At 68.2% G+C, this 19,171-nt stretch carries 17 protein-coding genes and 1 riboswitch; of the genes, 4 read left to right on the forward strand and 13 right to left on the reverse strand.

Annotated elements, in window-relative coordinates; all coding sequences use genetic code 11:
* Positions 1–130: 130 nt before the first annotated feature.
* Positions 131–1,153 carry a replication initiation protein gene (locus JCM7685_RS15415; RefSeq protein ID WP_074969655.1) on the reverse strand — a complete coding sequence of 341 codons (1,023 nt, stop codon included), beginning with the start codon at positions 1,151–1,153 and terminating at the stop codon, positions 131–133.
* A gap of 595 nt (positions 1,154–1,748) precedes the next feature.
* On the opposite strand from JCM7685_RS15415, the gene JCM7685_RS15420 reads away from it, so the two are divergent.
* Together JCM7685_RS15420 and JCM7685_RS15425 are read left to right on the forward strand one after the other, a co-directional pair.
* Positions 1,749–2,948, forward strand: a complete 1,200-nt coding sequence (locus JCM7685_RS15420) for an AAA family ATPase (protein WP_074969657.1) — start codon at positions 1,749–1,751, stop codon at positions 2,946–2,948.
* The gene (locus tag JCM7685_RS15425) at positions 2,945–3,901 is read left to right on the forward strand and encodes a ParB/RepB/Spo0J family partition protein (RefSeq protein ID WP_074969659.1); all 957 of its coding nucleotides are present in this window, start codon (positions 2,945–2,947) and stop codon (positions 3,899–3,901) included. The genes JCM7685_RS15420 and JCM7685_RS15425 overlap by 4 nt, the downstream gene beginning before the upstream one ends.
* A 48-nt stretch (positions 3,902–3,949) precedes the next feature.
* On the opposite strand, the gene prpB is transcribed toward JCM7685_RS15425, so the two are convergent.
* From prpB to JCM7685_RS15445, 4 genes are read right to left on the reverse strand one after another with little or no spacing between them, the layout of a single operon-like run.
* Positions 3,950–4,861, reverse strand: coding sequence for a methylisocitrate lyase (gene prpB, locus JCM7685_RS15430; RefSeq protein WP_074969661.1), 912 nt, complete (start codon positions 4,859–4,861; stop codon positions 3,950–3,952).
* A gap of 4 nt (positions 4,862–4,865) precedes the next feature.
* Complete coding sequence (prpC, locus tag JCM7685_RS15435; RefSeq protein WP_074969663.1) at positions 4,866–6,035, reverse strand: bifunctional 2-methylcitrate synthase/citrate synthase; 1,170 nt, start codon at positions 6,033–6,035, stop codon at positions 4,866–4,868.
* 9 nt (positions 6,036–6,044) lie between these two features.
* Positions 6,045–7,568, reverse strand: coding sequence for an MmgE/PrpD family protein (locus tag JCM7685_RS15440; RefSeq protein WP_074969665.1), 1,524 nt, complete (start codon positions 7,566–7,568; stop codon positions 6,045–6,047).
* Positions 7,568–7,954, reverse strand: coding sequence for an acyl-CoA thioesterase (locus JCM7685_RS15445; protein ID WP_083412869.1), 387 nt, complete (start codon positions 7,952–7,954; stop codon positions 7,568–7,570). Before JCM7685_RS15445 ends, JCM7685_RS15440 begins: the two co-directional genes overlap by 1 nt.
* A 116-nt stretch (positions 7,955–8,070) precedes the next feature.
* Here JCM7685_RS15445 and JCM7685_RS15450 point away from each other — a divergent pair, with 116 nt between their 5' ends.
* Complete coding sequence (locus JCM7685_RS15450) at positions 8,071–9,447, forward strand: short-chain fatty acyl-CoA regulator family protein (protein WP_074969669.1); 1,377 nt, start codon at positions 8,071–8,073, stop codon at positions 9,445–9,447.
* Positions 9,448–9,579: 132 nt separating this feature from the next.
* Here JCM7685_RS15450 and JCM7685_RS15455 read toward each other — a convergent pair whose 3' ends face one another.
* The 7 genes from JCM7685_RS15455 to JCM7685_RS15485 form a co-directional block, all read right to left on the reverse strand.
* Entirely contained in the window at positions 9,580–10,572 is a 993-nt protein-coding gene (locus JCM7685_RS15455) for a DUF6925 family protein (protein WP_074969671.1), read from the reverse strand.
* Positions 10,569–11,324: an ABC transporter ATP-binding protein gene (locus JCM7685_RS15460; RefSeq protein WP_074969673.1), complete on the reverse strand. Its 756-nt coding sequence runs from the start codon at positions 11,322–11,324 to the stop codon at positions 10,569–10,571. The genes JCM7685_RS15455 and JCM7685_RS15460 overlap by 4 nt, the downstream gene beginning before the upstream one ends.
* Positions 11,321–12,307 carry a FecCD family ABC transporter permease gene (locus JCM7685_RS15465; protein ID WP_074969675.1) on the reverse strand — a complete coding sequence of 329 codons (987 nt, stop codon included), beginning with the start codon at positions 12,305–12,307 and terminating at the stop codon, positions 11,321–11,323. The genes JCM7685_RS15460 and JCM7685_RS15465 overlap by 4 nt, the downstream gene beginning before the upstream one ends.
* Positions 12,304–13,125 (reverse strand): ABC transporter substrate-binding protein, encoded by an 822-nt coding sequence (locus JCM7685_RS15470; RefSeq protein WP_074969677.1) that lies wholly within the window; start codon positions 13,123–13,125, stop codon positions 12,304–12,306. Before JCM7685_RS15470 ends, JCM7685_RS15465 begins: the two co-directional genes overlap by 4 nt.
* On the reverse strand, positions 13,119–14,990 hold the full coding sequence (locus tag JCM7685_RS15475; RefSeq protein ID WP_074969679.1) for a TonB-dependent receptor plug domain-containing protein: 1,872 nt from the start codon (positions 14,988–14,990) through the stop codon (positions 13,119–13,121). The genes JCM7685_RS15470 and JCM7685_RS15475 overlap by 7 nt, the downstream gene beginning before the upstream one ends.
* A gap of 135 nt (positions 14,991–15,125) precedes the next feature.
* Positions 15,126–15,329: riboswitch (cobalamin riboswitch) on the reverse strand.
* Positions 15,330–15,595: 266 nt separating this feature from the next.
* Positions 15,596–16,417: a CbtA family protein gene (locus JCM7685_RS15480; RefSeq protein ID WP_074969681.1), complete on the reverse strand. Its 822-nt coding sequence runs from the start codon at positions 16,415–16,417 to the stop codon at positions 15,596–15,598.
* A gap of 10 nt (positions 16,418–16,427) precedes the next feature.
* Positions 16,428–16,637: a CbtB domain-containing protein gene (locus JCM7685_RS15485; protein ID WP_074969683.1), complete on the reverse strand. Its 210-nt coding sequence runs from the start codon at positions 16,635–16,637 to the stop codon at positions 16,428–16,430.
* Between the two features lie 213 nt (positions 16,638–16,850).
* On the opposite strand from JCM7685_RS15485, the gene JCM7685_RS15490 reads away from it, so the two are divergent.
* Entirely contained in the window at positions 16,851–17,387 is a 537-nt protein-coding gene (locus JCM7685_RS15490; protein ID WP_074969685.1) for a histidine phosphatase family protein, read from the forward strand.
* A 123-nt stretch (positions 17,388–17,510) separates the two neighbouring features.
* On the opposite strand, the gene JCM7685_RS15495 is transcribed toward JCM7685_RS15490, so the two are convergent.
* A complete protein-coding gene (locus tag JCM7685_RS15495; RefSeq protein ID WP_074969687.1) occupies positions 17,511–19,121 on the reverse strand; it encodes an isocitrate lyase in 1,611 nt (536 codons plus the stop codon).
* Positions 19,122–19,171 lie beyond the last annotated feature (50 nt).

Consider the following 19,171-nt stretch of genomic DNA (forward strand, 5'->3'; position numbering starts at 1 on the left):
TGACCCGGGTCAAGGTAAAGTAAGCCGCAAAATCCAGCGATTATGCGGAGCACTTGCAAGCACGCATAAACGGCACACATAAGGCCCCTGCCCTGCTTGGTCTATACGGTTGGAAATTGCCAATTGGCAATTACAGCGGGTTCTTCTCGGCATAGCTGCGGAAGAAGGCCAGATAGGCGCGGTCGGGATCCTTGGCCGGCTCCTTGCGGGCGCTCCATTCGCGCCACTCGCTTTCGACGAAATAGATGTCATAGCCCGGATGGCGCAAGCGCGCGGTCTCGTAGGTCGCCGTCTGCAAGGCCGGGCCGCGGGACTCCATCCAGGCCGGCCGCGGCCGGGCCGCTGGCGCCGGACAGACCTCCTCGGTGCGGCCCTCGGCCTTCACGCGCCGGCCGACCTTGGAGAACTGCAAGGCGCGATCGGCGGCACCGCTGGCATCGCCGTCCTTGCGCCACCAGCGCATCTCGACATGGGTCACCGCGCGGCCGGTCTTGATCGGCTGGATCTCCACCAGGAAGTCGGAAAGCGCATTCACCTCGGCCACGGCCGGGTCGATGGCGCGCAGCTTCAGGTTCGACCAGGAGGAAAGCTTACCTTTCGGGACCCCCATGATGCCGCGCAACGCCTCAAGCGTGAACCGCTCCGACGCCTTCCAGCGCAGGTTGCCGCGTTTCTGCACCATCTCGTAAAGCGTCAGCGCGTATTTCGAGGACAGCGCAAACATAACCTCGCGCTGCAGCCGGGCAAAAACCTGGCTGTTGCGGATGATCTTGCGCAGCCGCGCCGGAATTTCATATTCCAGCAGACCGTCGCTGCGGCCGCTTTCCAGGTTTCCGCCCAGCAGCTGCACGCGCTCGATGGCGGGTTCGCCGTCCCAGATGACCGCAACCTTGACGATGGCAGACATCAGCCTTTCCAGACTTTCGCCCACCCGGTCGTTGGAGTTATGACTGCCCCGCAGAGTCGATTTCGAGATGACATGCGTCACCGGCTTGTCGATCGCTTCCCAAGCGTTTTCGAGCAGCTGATTATAGATCCGGCGGTCGTTCAGTGTCAGCGGCGTCACCTCGATCAGATCGACGAGTTCGCCGGGCTTGACCAAGCTGTCGGCGTTCGGCCGCGCTTCCACCGTTCGGATCTTGGACTCGGCCATCGTTCCCCTACATCGAAGACCTTACTTTTGTATTCGACAGAACGTAAGATTTCAAGCGGTCCGGGACGTCGCACCCGAAATGTAAGCCAAGCCGCAGCACAGCATGAGAAGGTGATTCGCAGGCTCTTGCTTTCACTGGACATTTTCCAGCCGATTCGACCAGCGATTCGCGTCACCCGAAATGTAAGCGCAGCAGGGAGCCCGCTTTGTAAGCCCTGGCCGCCCGATACGTAAGCACTGCCGTCCCGAAAAGAATCGCGAAACATCCCGAAACGTAAGGATTACACAATATTTTCCAGTGTTACCAAGAAGCTACCTATCCCGAATCCAGAATCCTTTGAATCTGAACCGAAACCAAGTGGTTTTATCCACAGGATTTCCAGGGGGAAGATGGAAAGCAATGCGTCAAAGCCTTACAAATCGGGATGCGAAAAGCCTTCGCTCCGCTTTCTATGCGGTTCGCAAGGCAAGATAACGCTCGCAGAGGCCTCTCCATGCCACTATCGGTTTCTGGGCAGACATTGCGACAAAACCGAACTTTACGCATTCCCTGATTTCCGCCATAGTGCCGGAAAACGAGCAGAAAAGTCATCCCATGAACCCCGCACTTCCTCCAGTCACCTTGGAAGAACTCGCCGTGCTCAGCCAGCGCGCTTCCATGGTCATCGAACGCCTTCGCGAACGCGTCTTCGCACCCGGCAGCCAGAAGCAGCTCGACCTGCTTTTCAACGTGCGAACGGCAGCCGAAATGGTCGGCCGCTCGGAAAAGGCCCTCCGGGACGCGGAATCCGACGGACGTTTGCCCGAGCCGGCCAAGGATGCCACCACCAACCGCCGCAACGGCTATACCCTGGCCGAGGTGAACCGGATGCGCGAGGTTTTCGGCACCTTGCCGCATCGTGCCGCGGAGGATCCGCCCCTGGTCATGGCGGTGCAGAATTTCAAGGGCGGGGTCGGTAAGTCGACGCTGGTGGTTCACCTGGCGCAGTTCCTGGCGTTGCGAGGCTATCGCGTCTGCGTCATCGACTGCGATTCTCAGGCGTCGACCACGGCGGTCTTCGGCCTGAACCCGGATGTCGACGTGGATGAGGAGGAGGATACGCTGTATCCCTTTCTGCAACACGGCGGTCCGAAAAGCCTGCATTACGCCCTGCGTGCCACCTATTGGCCGGGCATCGCGCTGATCCCGGCGAACCTGGGGCTGTACGACGCGGAATACGAATTCGCCGCCCGCATGGCCCGCGATCCGACCTTCATCCTCGACCGCTTGCGCGAAGGGGTGGCCTCGATCGCCGACCAGTTCGACATCATCCTGCTGGACCCGCCGCCGGCGCTTGGCATGCTGTCTCTTTCGGTGCTGCGCGCGGCCAATGCGCTGCTGATTCCGGCGCCGCCGAACAATATCGACTTCGCCTCGACCGCGCATTTCCTGAAGATGATGGAATCGACCCTGGCCGAACTGGCGCGCCACGGCGGCGCGCGCGAATACAGTTTCGTCAAGATCCTGACCTCGAAGATGAACGACCAGAAATCCGCGCATCAGGCGATCAAGCGCATGATGGACGCGGTTTTTCCGCAGGACATGATGACCGCGGCGCTGAAGGATTCGGCCGAGATCGACAATGCCACCGCCAATCTGATGACCGTCTACGAGTTGACCGGTCCGGCGACCCGCACCGAGACCCACAAGCGCTGCCGGGCCTATCTGGACGCCGTCGGCCGCGAGGTCGAGCTGCTGATCCGCAAGACCTGGCCCAGCCATCACCGCCAACTGCGCAAGGAGGGCCTGCTGTGAGCAAGCGCCATGATGCGATCTTCGACGATGTGCTGAAGGATCTGTCCGCCCAGCCGGCCGCCGACAAGGCCGGTGCCCGGTTCCTGAAGCGGACCAACGCCCTGGCCGACAGCGGCGAACGGGAAGAAAAGGTGCTGCGCTGGGTCGATCCGGCCAGCTGCGTGATGTGGGCTAGGCATAACCGCGCCTACGATCTGCTGACCGAGGACAATTGCCGCGACCTGATCGACAGCCTCAAGGCTCAGGGCCAGCAGGAGTTTCCGGCCATCGTCCGCAAGCTGCCGCCGGGGCAGGGGCCGGAATACGAGGTGATCTGCGGCGCCCGCCGGCATTTCGCCGTCAGCTGGCTGCGCGCCAACAACTATTCGCAGTTCCGCTATCTGATCGAGGTCCGCGACCTGACCGATGAAGAGGCCTTCCGCCTGGCCGACATCGAGAACCGCGACCGCGCCGACCTTAGCGACTACGAAAGGGCCTGCGACTATCTGCAGGCGCTGGACATCTATTATGGCGGCAAGCAGAAGACGATGGCCGCGCGGTTGGAGGTCTCGGAAGCCTGGCTGTCGCGCTATCTGCATCTGGCGCGCCTGCCCAAGGCGATCCTGGATGCCTTTCCGCAACTGACCGAAATTCGCGAGCTGCATGCCCGCAGCATCCGGCCGCTGTTGCAGGATGCGGAAGGCAAGGTATTGGCCGAAGCCGCCGCGATCGCGCAGGAACAGGCCCAGGCGCGGGCAGGGCAGGGCAGCCCCGTCCCGGTGCCGAAGGTGTTGGCCCGACTGAAAGCGGCGGCCTATGGTTCCAAGCCGGCGGCCGAAAAGCAGCTGCTCGCCGGCGCGCTGACCATCGAGCACCGGGGCCGCAAGGTCCGCCTGGAGTTCCCCGACAGCATCTCCGAGGCCGATCTGCGCGCCGGCTTCGAGAGCTATCTGGCCGGGCATTTCCAGAAATGATCGGATTGCCAACTGGCAATTTTCAGAACATTAAGGGAACATTTCTGGTTAGTCGGCCCCGGGCAAGGCGCTTTGCGCGATCGAGCGGTCCAGCGCCTCGAAGGCGTTGAGGCCGATCAGATCGTAAAGCTCGGCCCGGGTCTGCATCTCGGGCAGCAGGGCGGTGGTGGCGCCGTCGCGCGCCAGGGCGGCATAAAGCCGTTCCTGCGCCCGGTTGGCGATCCGCAGCGACGACACCGGCCAGATCACCATGTCATAGCCCAGGTCCTGGAATTCCTGCGCGGTCAAGGCCGGCGTGCGGCCGAACTCGGTCATGTTGGCCAGCAGCTTCACCCCCGGCAGTCGGGCGCGAAGTTCGCGGAACATCTCGATGCTGGTCAGCGCCTCGGGAAAGATCGCGTCGGCCCCGGCCTCGACATAGAGCCTGGCGCGGGCCACGGCGCCCTCGATGCCTTCGGAGGCCGCCGCGTCGGTGCGGGCGATCACGAAGAGATGCCGCCGCGCCCGCACCGCCGCCGCAACCTTTGCCGCCATCTCGGTGGCCGGCGCCAGCTTCTTGTCGTTCAGATGTCCGCATTTCTTGGGCAGCAGCTGGTCCTCCAGATGCACGGCGCCGGCGCCGGCCTCTTCGAACACGCGCACCATATGCATGACGTTCAGGGCCTCGCCATAGCCGGTGTCGCCGTCGACCAGCAACGGCAGGCCGCTGGCGCGGGCGATCTGGCGGATGAAGAAAGCGACCTCGTCGACGGTGATGATGCCCAGGTCAGGCAGACCCATGCCGGCGGTCATCGCCGCGCCCGACAGATACAGCGCCGGAAAGCCCGCCGCCTTGGCCTGCAGTGCCGCCATGCCGTTATGGGCGCCGGGCAGGCGCAAGATGCCGGGGCGGGCCAGCGCGGCGCGGAAGCGGGCGCCAGCCGGGGCTTCGGGCAGGTCGGAGCCGATCAGATAGGGCATGGCTCTACTCCGCCGCCGCGGCCAGATGGCCGTCGCGATGCGCGATGGGGGTGAATGCGCGGTTGTCCGGTCCGATGTAATTGGCCGAGGGCCGGATGATCTTGTTGTCCAGCCGCTGCTCAATCACATGCGCGCCCCAGCCGGCGGTGCGGGCCAGCACGAAGATCGGCGTGAACATCGCCGTCGGCACCCCCAGCAGGTGATAGGAGACCGCGGAATACCAGTCCAGATTCGGGAACATCGCCTTGGCATCGGCCATTACCGCCTCGATCCGTTCGGCGATGCGGAACATCTTGGTCGCTCCGGCCGCAAGGGCCAGCCGCCGGGCCACATCCTTGATCACCACGTTGCGCGGGTCCGAGACGGTATAGACCGGATGGCCGAAGCCGATGACGACCTCGCGCGCCGCGACCCGGGCGCGGATGTCGGCCTCGGCCTCTTCGGGGCTGTCGTAACGCTTCTGCACCTCGAAGGCGACTTCGTTGGCGCCGCCATGCTTCGGCCCGCGCAGCGCACCGATGGCGCCGGCGACGCAGCTGTACAGGTCCGAGCCGGTGCCGGCGATGGTCCGCGCCGTGAAGGTCGAGGCGTTGAATTCATGCTCGGCATACAGGTTCAGCGTCGTGTGCATCGCCCGGACATGCTCGGGCGCAGCCGGTGCCCCGTGCAGCAGGTGCAGGAAATGGCCGGCAATGCTGTCGTCCGCGGTCTCGACCTCGATGCGGCGGCCGTTCTGGGCGAAATGATACCAGTAAAGCAGCATCGAGCCCTGCGCCGCGATCAGCCGATCCACGATGTCGCGGGCGCCGGGGGTGTTGTGGTCCGCGGCCTCGGGCAGCACGCAGCCGAGCGCGCTGACGCCCGAGCGCAGCACGTCCATGGGATGCGCCGCGGCCGGGATCGATTCCAGGACCTGCCGCACCGCCAGCGGCAGCCCGCGCAACCCGCGCAGCTTGGCCTTGTAGGCCGCGAGTTCCGCCTGCGAGGGCAGGGTGCCATGCACCAGCAGATGCGCCACCTCCTCGAAGGCGCAGGCCTCGGCAAGATCCAGGATGTCGAAGCCGCGATAATGCAGGTCGTTGCCCGATTGGCCGACGCTGCACAGGGCGGTATTGCCGGCGACGACCCCGGAAAGGGCCACCGACTTCTTGGGCTTGGCAACAATGTCGCTCATGTCGTCACCTCATTTCCAGTCGAAGATGCCATGCGGCACCGGGGCGCCCAGCTTGTCGGGCGTGACGGTGAAATTCAGCTCTCCCAGCCGGCCGGCCGGAAGGTCGGGAAGGCTCTGCGCCGCGTCCAGGAAGCGCCGCTGTTCGGCCGCGGCGACGATCCCGTCCGAAAGAGTCATGAACTTCCGGATATAGTTCTCGCGCACGAAGGGGCGGGCGCCATCGGGGTGGGCATCGGCCAGGGCCAGTTCGTCCTCGACCACGCGGCCGTCCTTCAGCGCGACCACCACGCGGCCGCCGAAGGCCTTTTCCTTGGGGTCGCGGGCGTGATAGCGCCGCGACCACTCCGGGTCCTCGACGGTCGAGATCTTGCGCCACAGCGCCACGGTTTCCGGGCGTTGCGCACGCTCGGGGGCATAGCTGCGCTCGTGGTGCCAGCCGCCGTCCTCCAGCGCCACCGCGAAGATATACATGATCGAGTGGTCCAGCGTCTCGCGCGAGGCATGGGGGTCCATCTTCTGCGGATCGTTGGCGCCGGTGCCGATGACGTGATGCGTATGGTGGCTGGTGTGGATCACGATGCTGTCGATCTGCGACAGGTCGCCGATCCGCGGGCCCAGGCGGCGGGCAAGGTCGATCAGCGCCTGGCTTTGATATTCCGCCGAGTGCTCCTTGGTATAGGTGTCCAGGATCGCGCGCTTGGGCTGACCTTGGCCCGGCAGCGGCACCTGATAGCGCGCCTCGGGACCGGACAGCAGCCAGGCGATGAAACCGTCCTCGCCCTCCCAGGCGGGGCTGGGGGCGCCTTCGCCGCGCATCACCCGGTCCACCGCCTCGATCGCCATCTTGCCGGCAAAGGCCGGGGCATAGGCTTTCCAGCTGGAAATCTCGCCCTTGCGGCTTTGCCGGGTGGTGGTGGTGACGTGCAGCGCCTGCTGCACCGCCTGATAGATCACCGCGGCGGGCAGGTTCAGCAAGGTGCCGATCCCGGCGGCGGCCGAGGGGCCGAGATGCGCGATATGGTCGATCTTGTGTTCGTGCAGGCAGATGCCGCGCACCAGGTTCACCTGCACCTCGTAGCCGGTGGCGATGCCCCGGATCAGGTCGCGGCCCGAGCGCAGGCAATGCTGCGCCACCGCCAGCACCGGCGGGATATTGTCGCCCGGATGGCTGTAGTCGGCGGCCAGGAAGGTGTCGTGAAAGTCCAGTTCGCGCACCGCGGTCCCGTTGGCCCAGGCCGCCCATTCCGGGCTGACCCGCAGCGAATCGTCCAGGCCGAAGACCGTGGCGCCGCATTGCAAGGGATGGCAGAAGGCCTGTGCCCGCGCCTGTGCCCGGGCCGAGGCGACCGGCCGCCGCGCCAGCGAGGCCGCCGCCACCGCCGCATTGTCGATGATCCGGTTCACGATCATCTCGGTCACCTCGGCCTCGACCTCGACCGGGTCGGCGGCGACTTCGGCGATCTTCCAGGCCAACTGCTCGTCGCGCGGCAGGTGCTCGGCCGATTTCCAGCTTCTCAGGTCGTGAATCGTCATCATTCGCATCCTTTTCCTTGTTCCTGCGCGATGGGGCAGGGCCGTCCCCGCCCATCCACCGCCACCATCTCGAATCGTCCGCGCAGCACTTCGCGCCGGGCCTGCTCGGTCAGCGCTCCGGCCGTCGCCGCGACCTCGACCGTCATCGAGCTGCGCCCGCTGCGGGTGACGCGGGCGGTCAGTTCCAGCAATTCGCCCACCCGCACCGGCGTGGCGAAATCCACCCGGTCCGAGCGCGCCATGACCACCGCCATGCGCGCGTGTTGCGTCGCCGCGACGAAGGCGGCCTTGGCCATCAGCGCCAGCGCGTGGCCGCCGAACAGTGTGCCGTAATGGTTGGCCTGTTCGGGAAAGATCATCTCGACCATCTGGACCGGGGCGGGCATGGGCATCCTTCGCAAGATTTGCAGATGGATCTATTCACAAAGCAGGACTTCGGATAAACTGCTGAAAAAGCGTGGGATTGCGAAGATCGCGCTTGTGAATTGCGAAGGTTGCGAAGATGTCGAAGGCTTTCATGGGCGTCCGGCTGCGCCGGCTGCGCGAGGAACGCGGCCTGACCCAGGCGGCGCTGGCGCGGACGCTGGGGATTTCGCCCAGCTATCTCAACCAGATCGAGCAGAACCAGCGCCCGCTGACCGTGCCGGTGCTGTTGAAGCTGAACGGCGCCTTCGGCCTGGACGTGCAGCTGTTCTCGGATGCGGAAGAGGCTCGGCTGATCGCGGACCTGCGCGCGGCGCTGGCCGATCAGGGCGCGCCGGCGGCGATGGCCGAGCTGCGCGAGCTGGCCGCCAACATGCCCGGGGTGGCACGGACGATCGTCGCCATGCAGGCACGGCTGCGCGAAACCTCGGAACGCGCCGACCTGCTGGTGGGCCGGCTGACCGAACCGCAAGCCGCGGCGCCGGCCGCCTTCGAGGCGGTGCGGGACTGGTTCTACGACCGCCGCAACCATGTGCCGGAACTGGAAACCCCGGCCGAGGCCATCGGCCTTGCCCTGCCGCCCGGCCGCATGGCCGCGGGGCTGATCGACCGGCTGGCGGGCCGGCACGGCATCCGCATCGCGCTGGACGGCGACAGCCTGCGCCGCTTCGATGCCGGCGCGCGCATCCTGCATCTGGCGCCGCATCTGAACGAAGGCCAGCAGGCGTTCCAGATCGCGACGCAGCTGGCCTTTCTCGAACAGGGCGAGACCCTGGCCCGACTGTCCGAAGGTCCCGGCCTTGCCCCCGACGCCCAGGCCCTGCTGCGCATCGGCCTGGCGAATTATTTCGCCGGGGCGCTGGTGCTGCCCTATGCCGCCTTCCTGCGCGAGGCCGAGGCCACGGCCTATGACATCGACTTGATCGCGCGCCGCTTCGGCGTCGGGTTCGAGACCACCTGCCACCGGCTCTCGACCCTGCAGCGGCCCGAGGCGCGCGGCGTGCCGTTCTTCTTCATCCGCGTGGACCGGGCCGGGAACATCTCGAAGCGGCAATCGGCCACGGATTTCCACTTCTCGCGCATCGGTGGCACCTGCCCGCTGTGGAACGTCTATGAGGCTTTCAGCCGGCCGGGCGAGATCACCCGCCAGATCGCCCAGATGCCGGACGGGCGCAGCTACCTGTGGATCGCGCGCATGGTCAGCCACGGCCAGGGCGGTTTCGGGGCGCCGGTCAAGACCTTCGCGGTGGCGCTGGGATGCGACCTGGCCCATGCCGACCGGCTGGTCTATGCGCGCGGGCTGGACCTGAAGAACCCGGCGCTGGCGACGCGCATCGGTCCGGGCTGCAAGGTCTGCGAGCGTCCGGCCTGCCCGCAGCGCGCCTTTCCCATGGTCGGCCGGCCGCTGGCGGTCACCGCGACGGAAGCCCGCTTCGCCCCCTACAGCGGCGCCTAGCGGACCGCTGAAACAGGGTGGACGCGGCGGCGCGTCAGAAAATCGGACCCGCAACGGCCTGACAGGTCGATGTCAGGCCGATCTTCTCGGAAGCCGGAACCATTTTCGTCCCGGCACGCTCTCGGCAGGCTTTTAGTGCCCGGGCGCATCCTCGTCCGGCTCGGCCGTGTCGCGGTCGAATGCGGCGCGCCAGGCGGCCAGCGCGGGCGAGGGGCCGTCCCGGCGCTCGGCCTGGCGCAGGGCGACGCGCAGGGCGGTGCGGGCATGGCGGTCGTCGGGCGGCGGGAAATCCCCGGGCGCCACCCCCTCGGCCAGCGCCGCCCAGACCCGCGCCTTCAGCGCGTTGCGTCCGCCGTCGCCCCATTCGGCCAGCATCCGCTGGAAATCCGCGAAGGCTGCCGCGTCGAAATCGCGATCCGCGCCCATCGTGTCCATGACCGGGCTTTCGGGGTGCAGCCCGGCCACCGGCACCAGCCCGGGCGGGATCGGCGTATTGGCGGAATGGGTGCGCCGGCTGCGCAGCAGCTTGGGCAGCACATGCGTATGCGGCCCCGGGGGCGAGACGCCGCCGGTGTCCGGGCCGCCGATCTTCTGGAACACTTCGACGCGGCCGATGCCGGTCAGCGCCACCCGATGCGGATGCGCGGGCAGGATCGCCGCCATGGCATGGCTCTCGAAAACCCCGCGGCCGCATTCGGCCCGCAGCGCCGCGATCAGCGCGGGATCGCTGGTCCTGACGCAGAAATCGACCTGCGGCTGGTCCAGGCCCAGGTCGAACAGCACCGCCTCGCGGTCCTGGTCGCGCAGCGCCCCCGTGTCGGGTCCCAGTTCGGTCAGCACGCTGCGGCGGGCCGTGCCGGTCTCGCCCTCGGGCAGGCACAGCGCCACGCCCTGCTGCCAGCGATGCGGGCGCGGGCTCAGCCCCTCCCAGGCGACGGGGCGGATCGCGGCGATGTTCTCCAGCCGGATGCCGCCGCGCGCGGTGACGATGCCGCAGCCGGGCAGGGGCGTCGCGGCGGGATCGCCGGCGACATGGTGGAACTCGGCGATGGCCCCGAACGAGCCCATCGACCAGCCGGTGCCGGGGTTTCGCATCGCGTCGCGCAGGCGGTTTTCAAGCGTCATGTCGTCTCCGTGATCGTGTCCAGCAATTGCAGGATCGGCCCCTGCGGGCCATGCGCGACATGGGCCGTCACGCCGAAGCAGCGGCCCAGGTTTTCGTCCGTCAGCACCGTCTCGGGCGGGCCGTCGGCCATGATCCGGCCGCGCTGCAGCAGGATCAGCCGGCTGCAATGCCGGGCCGCCAGGCCAAGGTCGTGCAGCGAGGCCAGGACCGCCCGCCCCTCGTTTGCGAGCCCGCGGAACAGCCGCATGACGCCGATCTGCGCGGCCGGGTCCAGCCCGGCGATGGGCTCGTCCGCGACCAGCAGCGGGGTGTCCTGCGCCAGCGCCCGGGCCAGCAGCGCGCGGGCCTGCTCGCCGCCCGACAGCTGGGTGGCGGGGCGATGGCGCAGTTCTTGCAGCGACAGCGCGGCCAGCGCCGCCTCGACCGCGGCATGGTCCGCATCGCCCGCCGCGTCGGGATGGGCGACGCGCCCCAGCGCCACCAGGGTCTCGACCGTCACCGGCCAGGCGATCTCGCGTCCCTGCGGCATGAAGGCGGCCGCGCGGGCGCGCTGCGCCGCCGGCAGCGCCGCCAGCGAATTGCGCCCCTCGGCCGGCAGCAGCCCCAGCGCGGTGCGCAGAAGCGTGGTCTTGCCGGCGCCGTTGGGACCCAGCAGGCCCACGAATTCGCCCGGCCCCACCGTCAGGTCGATGCCGTCGATCACCGCGCGGCCGTTGCGGCGGCAGGTCAGATTCGCAAGCTCCAGCCTCATGCCTGCCTCCGGGTCTTCAGGATCAGATGCAAGAACAGCGGCGCCCCGACCAGCGCGGTCAGCACGCCCAGCTTGAGGTCGCGGCCGGGCAGGATCAGCCGCACCGCGATATCCGCCGCCAGCACCATCGCCGCGCCGCCAAGCGCCGAGGCGGCCAGCAGCCGCGACGGCCGTGCGCCGACCGCACGGCGCAGCAGATGCGGCACCACCAGCCCGACGAAGCCGATGGCGCCCGCCACCGCCGTCGCACCCGCGATCAGGGCCGCGGTGCCCATGACCAGCCGCAGCCGCAGCCAGCGCAGGTCGATCCCGCTGGACGCCGCCGCGTCCTCGCCCAGCGTCAGCGCGTCCAGCGCCCGGCCGGTCGTCAGCAGCAGCGCCGCGCCGGGCAGGATCAGCGCCGCCGCGATCCAGACATGCAGCATCGAGCGGTCGGCCAGCGATCCCATCATCCAGAACATGATCTCGTTCGCCGCGAACGGGTTGGGCGACAGGTTCAGCACCAGTGATGTCCCGGCCCCGGCCAGGGCGGAAATGGCGATGCCGGCCAGGATCAGCGCCAGCGCGCCGCCCCGCGGTCCGGCCAGCGCCAGCACCAGCAGCACCGACAGCGCCGCCCCGGCCAAAGCCGCCAGCGGCAGGCCCAGGGACCAGGCCGCCGCCAGCCCGGTCTGGATCGCCAGCACCGCGCCCAGGCCCGCCGAGGACGAGGTCCCGATCAGCCCCGGCTCGGCCAGGGGGTTGCGCAGAAAGCCCTGCATCGCGGCCCCGGCCAGCCCCAGCGCCGCCCCGACCAGCAGGCCCAGGATGGCGCGGGGCAGGCGGATCTCGCGCATCACCAGCCCCAGCATGCCGTCGCCGCGGACCAGCGCGGCAAGGCTGTCGCCGATGCCCACGCCCGCCGGGCCGGTCAGCAGCGAGGCCAGGAACAGCGCCGCGGCCAACAGGCCCAGCAGCGCCAGCAGCAGCGCATAGCGGGTCATGGCGCGAGCCCCCCGGCGGTGCGCAGGCTTTGCGCGGCGCGCAGGATGCGGGGGGTGCCGCAGACCCAGTCGGGGTCCGACATGACCACGAAAGGCGTGTCGCGCATGACGCTGCGCAGGGCCGGATGGTCCATCATGTCCTCGCCCCGGGAATGGCCGGGATAGCGCCGGCCCAGAATCAGCAGGTCGGGCTGCGACAGCAGCAGCGATTCCAGCGGCAGCGTGCCGCCGCCGGCCAGGCCCAGCTCGTCGGCGATATTGGCATGGCCGCCCAGGATCACGATCTGCCCGGCCAGGCTGTCGCTGCCCAGGGTATAGCCGTTCGCGGCATAGATCGCGGCGCGGGGGCGCGGCGCGGGCGCATCGTCCAGCCGCGCCAGATCGGCTTCGAAACGGGCGATCAGCGCCTCGGCCTCGGCCTCGCGGCCCAGCACCTCGCCCATGCGGCGTATGTTGGCGCGGATGCCGGCGAGGTCGTCTTCGGGCTGGAACACCGCCACCGGAACGCCGACCCGGCGCAGCAGGTCGACGGTGGCCGGCGTCGTCCAGGTCCCCGCCAGCACCAGGTCGGGCCGCAGCAGGAAGATCTCCTCGGCCAGCCCGTGGTTGAGGGGCAGCCCCGCCGCCGCCTCGGGCATCGCCGAAGAGGCCGGGTCCCGCGCCAGATACGAGACCGAGACCAACTGCCCCGGCGCCGCCAGCATCATCGCCAGCTGGTCGGTGCACAGGTTCACGGAAACGACCCGGCGCGGCGCGTCGGCCGCGACGGGCAGGGCAAGGCAGGCCAGCCAGCCCGCCAGAAGCCAGCGGATCACCATCGCGCCTGCAATCCGGCATAAGCGGTCCGCCCCTGCGAGGCATAGCCCCAGACGTCGGAATATTCCTTGTCGAACAGGTTCGTCACCCGGCCGGTCACCCGGACGTTCCGGGTCAGATCATAGCCGGCGGCCAGGTTCACGACCGTATAGGCGGGCAGTTCCGCCGTTGCATAATCGCCGAAGAACCGGCTGTCGTAATTGCCCGCGACCCGGCGGACATCGGCGGTGACCGAACCGCGCCCGTCCAGGAAGGCCAGCGTCGCCGCCAGGCCCAGTTCGTGCCGCGGCCGGCGCACCTCGACCGAGCCGTCGGGGTTCTTGGCGTCCAGGTAGGTATAGTTCAGCGCCAGGTCCAGCGTCTGGGTGGCGCGGATCCGCGCCGTCAGCTCGACGCCTTCGCGCGGGCTTTTGCCGGGCTGATTCTCATAACTCGCCCGACCGTCCGGGGCGGCGCCATAGACATAGGCGATCTCGTCCTCAAGCTTTTCCTTGAACCAGGTCAGGTCGACGGTGCCGCGGTCGTCGGGCAGCTGGAACTCGACGCCCAGGTCGAAGCCGCGGTTCTTTTCCGGCTTCAGAGAGGGATTGCCGCGGGTATAGGTGTCATCGGCGTAAAGCTCGTAATAGGACGGGTTCACCAGCCCCGCGCCGGCCGAGGCATGCAGCCGATAGGGCTGGTCCGGCACCTGCCAGGACAGGCCCAGGTTCCAGCTGGTGAAATCCTCGAACACCTTGTTGTCGTCGCGGCGCAGGCCCGCCTGCAGATCCAGCCCGTTGTCCAGGAAGCCGCGGTATTCCAGCGCCACCGAGGTCATCTCGCGGTCGTAATCCGGGGCGGCGGAGGATTCGTCCTTCTGCTTCTCGGCCAGCAGGCCGAGGATATGCGCCGATTCCGTCACCGCCCGGCCGTCCAGACCGAAGCTGCCGCGGTATTTCAGCTTGCGCGTCTTGCCGGTGGTCCAGGCGCCGCCGTTGCTGCTCTGCTTGAACACGGTGTCCTGATATTCCAGCCGATGCGTCAGCCGGCCGTCGAGGCTGGAAAACTCGGCCCAAAGCGCGCCCTGGAACTCGTCGCGCTTGCTGTAGAGCGCGGGGTCGTCCACGACATAGTCGTCGGCCGTGGTCGCCAGATAGTTGAGCGCGTCGTAATCGTATTTTTCCCAGGACCGGCGCAACGTGGTGCCCAGCCGCAGGTCGTCGGTGGCCTGCAGCCAGCCCGAGGCGCCGATGGTCTTGCGGATGATGCCGTCCTTTTCGCCGCCGTCGCCCGACTGGTCATAGCCGTGGTCGTCGCGGGCCGACAGGTTCAGCGCCAGCCCGCCCCGCGCGCCGTTGCGGCTGACATAGGCCGAGGCCGCGGCGCCGTTGCCCGCCTCGACCGCGCCGCCGTATTCCAACCCCTCGCCGCCCTTGCGGGTGATGATGTTGATCACCCCGGCCGAGGCGTTCGAGCCGTAATAGACCGATTGCGGCCCGCGCAGCACCTCGATGCGCTCGATGTTCGCGGTCTCCAGCCCGGTCAGGATATATTCGTCGCCGCCGCCCACGGCCTCGATGCCGTCGATCAGGATCAGCGTGTGGTTGCCCTCGCCGCCCCGGATGCGGACCTGGGTGAAGGTCGAGCCGGTGGCCGAAACCGCGATGCCGGGCACGGCGCGCAGCGCGTCCTGGACCGTGGCGATGCCGCGCTGCTCGATTTCCTCGGCGGTCAGCACCGTATGGGCGCGGCCGTAGGCGTCGCTCGCGATGGGCGAGAAGCCCGCCGACAGGATGACCGGATCGAGCGTGACGGCATCCTGCGCCAGCGCGAGACCCGGCGAAACCGCCGCTGCCAGGGCCAGAAGAGAGGCTTGGGTTCGGATCATGCCTTGACCTTTCCAACGCAGGCCGCGGCCTGCGAATTGCAGAGTTGCCCCGTGGAAAGGACCGACGGTCCCCGCCCCAGGACGGTGATCGTCACCTCTGCGGAATGGCCGCTTTCCATGCGCGCCCCGCGCCGGAAATGGGTGAACGCCGCGGCAGGTCTCCTGGCTGGCGGATCATCGCTCGGGTCTGCCTTCCCGGGGTTTGCGCCCCAGTGGCATCCTTGACCGTCGCTCACCGCTTACAGTTGCGGGGGCAGCTCCGGATTGGCCCCAAAGGGGCGCACCGGATTCCCTTTTCACCCGCCGGAATCGGCGGGAACCGAAGCAGGATCGAATTGGCGCACGGAAGCGTGAGCTGTCAATAGGCATCGGCGTCGCGCAAACGTCGCACCCGGGCCCCGCGTTTGACGCCGGCGCGGCGGGGCGCAATGCGGATTCCGCCGGGGCCGTGCCTGCCAGGTCAGCGACTTCGCCGCCGGGATGCCGATGCGATGGCCGAAGAAGATCCTCGGGAGCGGCCAAGGCTGGAGGCTGCCGCCGATCTTGCCAGCGCCCATGCGAAAGGCGCCGGCGAACCGGCGCCTCGGGCCTTTCCGTCTGCGGGATCAGGCCAGCCGCTGCCGCAAGCCCGGATCGCGGGCCAGCGTCCGCTGCACCAGCTGGCCGAAGATCAGGCCGATCCCGGCCCAGAGCACGGCCTCGACCACCAGGGACACGGTGCGGAATTGCCACAGCAGATCGCCGGGGAAGGTCGCCGGAACCTCGTTGATCGCCGGCAACACATGGCCCGCGATCGTGACCAGCGCCAGATAGACCACCCCGCCCAGGATGCCCCAGCGCCAGCGGTCGCTGCCGCTGCGGGCGACCGCGACCGAAACCGCCAGCGCCACCAGCGACAGCACCATCATGGCAAAGAAGACCTGCGTGCGCAGGCCGATGGTCTCGCCATGGCCGACGGCCGGCGGGTTGGCCGGGTATTTCAGGAAGGGCACCAGCACCACCGCGACATAGCCAAGCGCCGCCATGACCGCCGCCGTGCCCGCCGCGCTCAGATGCGAAAAGCGCCCCTGGACAAAGGCGAAGGCCAGCGCGAACAGCCCGCCCAGCCCGGCGCCGAAGACCGCCATGCCGGTCAAGAGGCCCAGCCCGGCCTGGGTCTCGCGGCTGAAGCCTTCCTCGTCGCCATGCGAATGCGAATGCCCGGCCGGCTCGGCCTCGGCGGCGCTGTCCGCGGTCACCGTGCCCGCGGCGGCGTCATGGCTGTGTTCCGCGTCGTGCCCGGCGGGGGCCTCGGCTTCCGAGCCCGCCTCCTCGATGGCGATGGCGGCGGCCACCGGCGGCTCGCCCCAGACCTTGCCGACGCCGAAGGCCAGCACACCCGCGATCAGCCCGGCGATCATGCCGAGCAGCAAGTAACGTCCTGTCATGTCCGCTTCCTCAGTGGCAGGGGAAGCCGAGCAGGTGCCGGGCGTCATGCACGAATTCATGCACGTTGGTGCCGTCGAACAGCGCGACCGCGCCTTGCTCGGTGCTGACGAAATACAGCGCCAGCAGCATGACCAGGCCGGCAAAGATCGCCCAGGGCGCCCATTCGCCCAAGGGAATCGGGGCGCTGCGACTGTCGGGGGCGGCGTGGGTATAGGCCATCGGAAATCTCCTTCGGATACGCGTCCATCTGGGGTGTCACATGCTCCGCCTCCGGGTCTGACTTCCGCCCTTGCTGCGGGCGGTTACAGTGGCGCGACCGTGCCGGAATTCCACCGGCTTCCTTCTGCGGAACAATGTCCGGGACGCTGCGCCCGCGGCGAACGAATGTCAAAGCAAACTTGCGGTTTCAGGACGTTTGGCCGATTTTGCCGCATGGCAAACCGCATCCTGCTGATCTGCTCGCTGGCCCCCGAACGGCCGGTCTTTCCCGGGGACGACCCCGCCCCCGCCGCCGCCCTGGCCCGGGTCGGCCGGCTTGCGGTCGGTTCTGACGGCGTGACCTCGCCGCTGCTGCGCGCGCGGCAGACGGCGGCGGCGTTGGGCCTGGACGCCCGGCCGGACCCGGCCCTGGCGGAAGCCGATTTCGGACGCTGGGCCGGACGCGCGCCCGAGGCGCTGCTGGCCGAGGACCCCGCCGGCCTGGCGCTGTGGCGCGCGGACCCGCGATCCGCGCCGCATGGCGGCGAAAGCCTGGCCCAGATGGTGGCGCGGGTCGCCGCCTGGCTGGAACGGCAGGCGGGGCAGGGCGGCAGCCTGGTGGCGGTGACCCACCCGGGTCCGATCCAGGCGGCGATGGTCCATGTGCTGGGCGCGCCGCTGGAAGCGGCCGGCCGCATCGGGGTCCGGCCGCTGTCGCGGACCCGGCTGACCCATGACGGCCGCCGCTGGTCGCTGCTGATCGAGCCCTGACGCACGCCCCGCGACCGGACAAGGCGCCCGGACAAAGATGCGCCGCCCCCGAGGGGACGGCGCACAGAGGGCCAGACTGGCCGAATCCCGCGAAGGAAAGCCGGCCCTCTTTCCTGTCGCCCCCTATTCGGCGGCGAACTGGTTCATGGTGTTGGCATGTCCGCCGGCCTTCAGCGCGCGTTCGCCGGCGACCATCTCCTTGAAGGTGTCGCCCAGGTCCGATCCGACCTCGTGCTGGTGCTTGACCGCGCTGATGCCGCGGCGGATTTCCTCGCGCTGCACGGTCGCGACATAGGCCAGCATCTTCTGTTCGCCGAAATAGCCGCGGCTGAGTTCGTCCATCGACTTGGCGGTCAGGTGGAAGGTCGGCAGCGTGATCAGGTTGTGGAACACCCCGGCCCGGGCCGAGATGTCGGCCTGGAAGCGCTGCAGCCGCGCATCCGCTTCGAGCCCGAGCGCGCTGTCGTCGTATTCCGCGCGCATCAGCTCGTTGCCCTCGGGATAGTCGGCCTTGTTGATCTTGCCTTCGGCCAGCCATTGCGTGCGCACCTGCTTGCGCAGGTTCAGCGTCCAGTTGAAGCTGGGCGAGTTGTTGTAGGTCAGCTTCGCCCCCGGCGCCGCCTTGCGGGTCTCGGCGACCATGCCGGCGATCTCGTCCACGTTCGGGGTGTCGGTCTCGATCCACAGCAGGTCGGCGCCGCCCTCGTTCAGGCTGGCGATGCAATCCTCGATCACGCGCTGGCGGCCGGTGTTTTCCTGGAAGGGGAACAGCCCGTTCGGAAGACGGGCCGGCTTCACGAACTGCCCGTCCTTGAACAGCGCCAGCTCGCCTTCGCGGATCGGGTTCGCCTCGGTGATCGGCTCGGTTTTCAGCCATTTGATATAGTCCGAGGCCAGATCGCCCGGCCGCTGGCTGACCGGCACCTTCTGGGTCAGGCCGGCACCCAGGCTGTCGGTGCGGGCGACGATGACGCCGTCGTCCACCCCCAGCTCCTCGAAGGCCAGGCGGCAGGCGCGCAGCTTCTCGATGAAATCCTCGCGCGGGACGGTGACCTTGCCGTCCTGGTGGCCGCATTGCTTGGCGTCCGAGACCTGGTTCTCGATCTGCAGCGCGCAGGCGCCGGCCTTGATCAGCTCCTTTGCCAGCAGATAGGTCGCGTGTTCGTTGCCGAAGCCGGCGTCGATGTCGGCGATGATCGGCACGACATGGGTCTCGAAGCCGTCGATCGCCGCGATCGCCTCGGCGCGCTCGACGTCGTTGGTGGCGGCTTTCAGCGCCTTGAACAGGTCGTTGATCGCGACCTCGTCGGCCTGGCGCAGCGAGACGTAGATCTCGTTGATGAGATCGGCGACGGCGGTCTTTTCATGCATCGACTGGTCGGGCAGGTGGCCCCAGCGGTTGCGCAGCCCCGCGACCATCCAGCCGGAAAGATAGACATAGGTGCCCTTCGCGGTGCCGCGCATGCGTTTCACCGCCTTGATCATCTGCTGGGCATGGAAGCCCGACCAGCAGCCCAGCGACTGGGTGAACTTGCTGCTGTCGGCGTCATAGGCCGCCATGTCGGCGCGCATGACCGTGGCCATGTCCCGGGCGATGTCCAGATGCGTGTCATAGGTGTTCTGCAGCCGCAGCTGCACCATGTCATCCACCGAGACGCCACCCGGCGTGCGACCGGAGGGGTAGCGGGACATGAGCTCGGCATGGATCTCCGAGAAAGTCTTTCGGCTGGTCATGGTTCTTCCTTCTTTCAACAGGGTCGGATTGGGTTTTGACGGGCCGTGCC

The organism is Paracoccus aminovorans (genome assembly GCF_900005615.1).
GTDB lineage: Bacteria > Pseudomonadota > Alphaproteobacteria > Rhodobacterales > Rhodobacteraceae > Paracoccus > Paracoccus aminovorans.